Here is a 3,404-nt window from a genome sequence, read left to right as displayed (position 1 = left end):
CGCGGACTCCGTCAGGGGCCAGGGCCCAGAACGCGACGGCGTCCCCGGGGCCTTCGGCGATGTCGTTGTGAAAGGGCGCGCGGTCCATCGTTTTCTTGCGCTCGATCAGGTGAAGATATGAGCAAGCTGCATCGCCTTGCCCATGTCGCCCTCGATCCGCAGCCTGCCCGTCATGAAGGCCGAGGTCGGGTTCAGATCGCCCTCCATCATGTCGCGGAACGTGTCGAGCGAGGCGGTCAGTGTCACCTCGGCGGGCGTGTCGGCGGCATGGGCCCCCTCGGAATCGACGATGATCGCGCCCTCGTCCTCGATCACGAACTTGGCGACGCCGTCGAAGCCCCCGTCGATCTTAGCGTTCAGGGTCTCGACTGCCTTTTCCATCACGTCGCTCATGGAAATCCTCCGATCGTGAATGCGGGGGATATCGCTTTTCCCGCTGGTTGATCTAGTCTGCTTCGTTATGGGCATGCGGTGGAACATTCTCAATCCTCTCGTCACGGCAATTTGCGCAGCATTCTGCCTCTCGGTCACCGCCTGGGCGGAAGACGACCGGGCGGGCGCGCTTCTGGACGAGTTGCAGCGACCCGATCTGCCGAACTGGAAACAGGTCGAGCGCGAGATCTGGGACGAATGGGCGAGATCCGGCTCGCCTTCGATGGATCTGCTGCTCAAGCGCGGGCGCGAGGCGATCACGGCGGGCGCGTTCGAGACCGCGATTGCGCATCTCACCGCGCTGACCGACCATGCGCCGGACTTCGCCGAAGGCTACAATGCGCGCGCGCTGGCCTATTTCCGGGCCGGGCTTTACGGGCCCGCCATTGCCGATCTGGCGCGCACGCTGGAACTCAACCCGCGCCATTTCGGCGCGCTTTCGGGGCTTGGCGCGATTCTCGAGGAGACCGGGCAGCTTGAGGCGGCCCGCGACGCCTATCTGGCAGCCCGCGCTATACATCCCCACGATCCCGACCTAGAACGAGCCGTCGAGCGGCTGGAGTTGCTGACCTCTGGCCGCACGCTCTGAGGCTGGGCGAAAGGGCAGAAGATGTCAGATCAGGCGAGGGTCGTTGCGGTCCTCGGGCCGACCAATACCGGCAAGACCCATTACGCGATCGAGCGCATGCTGGCGCACCGGACGGGTGTGATCGGCCTGCCGCTTCGGCTTCTGGCGCGCGAGGTCTATGACCGGATCGTTTCCTTGCGCGGGCCGTCCGTGGTGGCGCTGGTCACCGGCGAGGAACGGATCGTACCGGATCGCGCGCAATACTGGGTCTGCACGGTCGAGGCGATGCCGGTGGGCACGGGGGCCGATTTCCTGGCGGTGGACGAGATCCAGCTTTGCGCCGATCCCGAGCGCGGCCATGTCTTCACCGACAGGCTGCTGAACGCGCGCGGGCTGCACGAGACGCTGTTCCTGGGCGCCGACACGATGCGCAGCGCCATCGCTGCGCTGATCCCGCGCGCGCAATTCATGCGGCGCGAGCGGTTCTCGGATCTGTCCTACACCGGCTCGAAAAAGATCAGCCGGATGCCGCCGCGGTCGGCCATCGTCGGGTTTTCGGTCGGGAACGTCTATGCCATCGCCGAGTTGATCCGCCGCCAGAAGGGCGGCTGCGCGGTGGTGATGGGGGCGCTTTCCCCGCGCACCCGCAACGCCCAGGTCGAGCTTTACCAGAATGGCGATGTGGATTACCTGGTGGCGACGGACGCCATCGGGATGGGACTGAACCTCGACATCAAGCATGTCGCATTCTCCAGCCTGGCCAAGTTCGACGGCCGCCGGATGCGGCCCCTGCTACCGAACGAACTGGCCCAGATCGCGGGCCGCGCGGGGCGGCACACCCAGCCCGGCACGTTCGGCGTCACCGGCGAGGCGCGCCCGCTCGATGCGGAGGTCGCCGAGGCCATCGTCGAGAACCGCTTTGCCCCGGTGCGCAAGCTGGAATGGCGCAATTCCAGGCTGGATTTCATCAGCCCCGAGCGGCTGATCGCCGCGCTCGAGGCGCGCCCCGCGGGCGAATGGCTGACCCGCGGGCGCGAGGCCGACGATCTGCACGCGCTCAAGACGCTTTCGGCGCTGCCCGATCTGCGCGACCGCCTTGGGGATGCGCGCGACGTGAAACTTCTGTGGGATGTCTGCCGGATACCGGATTTCCGCGGCATTTCCCCGGTCGAACATACCGGCCTTCTGGAACGCATCTTCGGTTTCCTGCACCAGGGCGGGCGGGTGCCCGACGACTGGCTGGCGCGTCAGGTCAAGCGAATCGACCGGACAGACGGCGACATTGACACGCTTTCGAAACGGTTGGCCTATATCCGGACGTGGACTTATGTCGCGCAGCGATCGGGCTGGGTCGCGGACGAAGGCCATTGGCGGGGCCTCACCCGCGCGGTAGAAGACCGCCTGTCCGACGCGCTGCATGGCGCGCTGACGCAGAGATTTGTTGACCGGCGGACGAGCGTTCTCCTTCGCCGGTTGAGGCAGAAGGAGAGCCTTGTGGCCGAGGTGAACGACAAGGGTGAAGTGACGGTCGAGGGGCAGTTCGTCGGCCGTCTGGAGGGTTTCCGGTTCCGCCAGGATGCCTCGGCCAGCCCGGACGAGGCGCGCATGCTGCGCCAGGCGGCGCTGGCGGCTCTGGGCCCGGAATTCCACCTGCGCGCCGACCGCTTCTACAATTCGCCCGATACCGAGTTCGATTTCACCGAGCAGGGCGGGCTGGTGTGGGGCAACGATGCCGTGGGCAAGTTGCTGGCAGGCGCCGATCCGCTGAAACCCATGGTCGAGCCCTTCGTCGATGAAGAGGCCGGTGTCGAGGTGACCGAGAAGATCCGCCGCCGACTTCAGCATTTCATCGACCGCCGGGTGGCGACCCTGTTCGAGCCGCTCTTGAACCTGCAGCGCGACGAGGCGTTGACCGGACTGACCCGCGGCTTCGCCTTCCGTCTGGTCGAGGCGATGGGAATCCTGCCGCGCGATGGCGTCGTCCAGGAGGTCAAGGAACTGGACCAGGAAAGCCGCGGCGCGTTGCGCAAGCACGGCATCCGCTTTGGCCAGTTCACGATCTTCATGCCGCTTCTGCTGAAACCCGCGCCGACGCGGCTGCGGCTGGTGCTGTGGTCGCTGCATCGGGGGCTGGACGAGTTCCCCGAAAGCCCGCCGCCCGGTCTGGTGACGATCCCCTCTATCGAGGCGGTGCCGGTCGAGCATTACATACTGGCGGGCTACCGCCCGGCAGGCACGCGGGCGATCCGCATCGACATGCTGGAACGGCTTGCCGATCTGTTGCGCGCCGAGGATACCCGGGGCGGCTTCGAGGCAAAACCCGACATGCTCTCGATCACCGGCACCACGCTGGAACAGTTCGCCGACCTGATGCGGGGTCTGGGCTACAGCGCCGCGCGCGGCG

Annotated in this window: 3 protein-coding genes; 2 read left to right on the top strand and 1 reads right to left on the bottom strand. The window is 66.5% G+C overall.

Annotated features, from left to right (window positions below; genetic code table 11):
• Positions 1-105: 105 nt before the first annotated feature.
• Positions 106-393 (bottom strand): SCP2 sterol-binding domain-containing protein, encoded by a 288-nt coding sequence (locus tag ENN83_RS11455; protein WP_287187158.1) that lies wholly within the window; start codon positions 391-393, stop codon positions 106-108.
• 73 nt (positions 394-466) lie between these two features.
• Between ENN83_RS11455 and ENN83_RS11450 the strand changes: the two genes are divergently transcribed.
• On the top strand, positions 467-1,021 hold the full coding sequence (locus tag ENN83_RS11450; RefSeq protein ID WP_287187156.1) for a tetratricopeptide repeat protein: 555 nt from the start codon (positions 467-469) through the stop codon (positions 1,019-1,021).
• A gap of 21 nt (positions 1,022-1,042) precedes the next feature.
• A partial coding sequence (locus ENN83_RS11445; RefSeq protein WP_287187154.1) for a helicase-related protein occupies positions 1,043-3,404 on the top strand: 2,362 nt, incomplete at its 3' end.

It is taken from the genome of Rhodovulum sp., assembly GCF_011048875.1.
GTDB classification, from domain to species: Bacteria; Pseudomonadota; Alphaproteobacteria; order Rhodobacterales; family Rhodobacteraceae; genus Rhodovulum; species Rhodovulum tesquicola.
This window is presented reverse-complemented; position numbering and strand designations above follow the sequence as displayed.

What these genes read in the sequence shown, in the direction of transcription:
- ENN83_RS11455 (WP_287187158.1), bottom strand. Translation starts at nt 393, where the DNA reads ATGAGCGACGTGATGGAAAAGGCAGTCGAGACCCTGAACGCTAAGATC.
- ENN83_RS11450 (WP_287187156.1), top strand. Translation starts at nt 467, where the DNA reads ATGCGGTGGAACATTCTCAATCCTCTCGTCACGGCAATTTGCGCAGCA.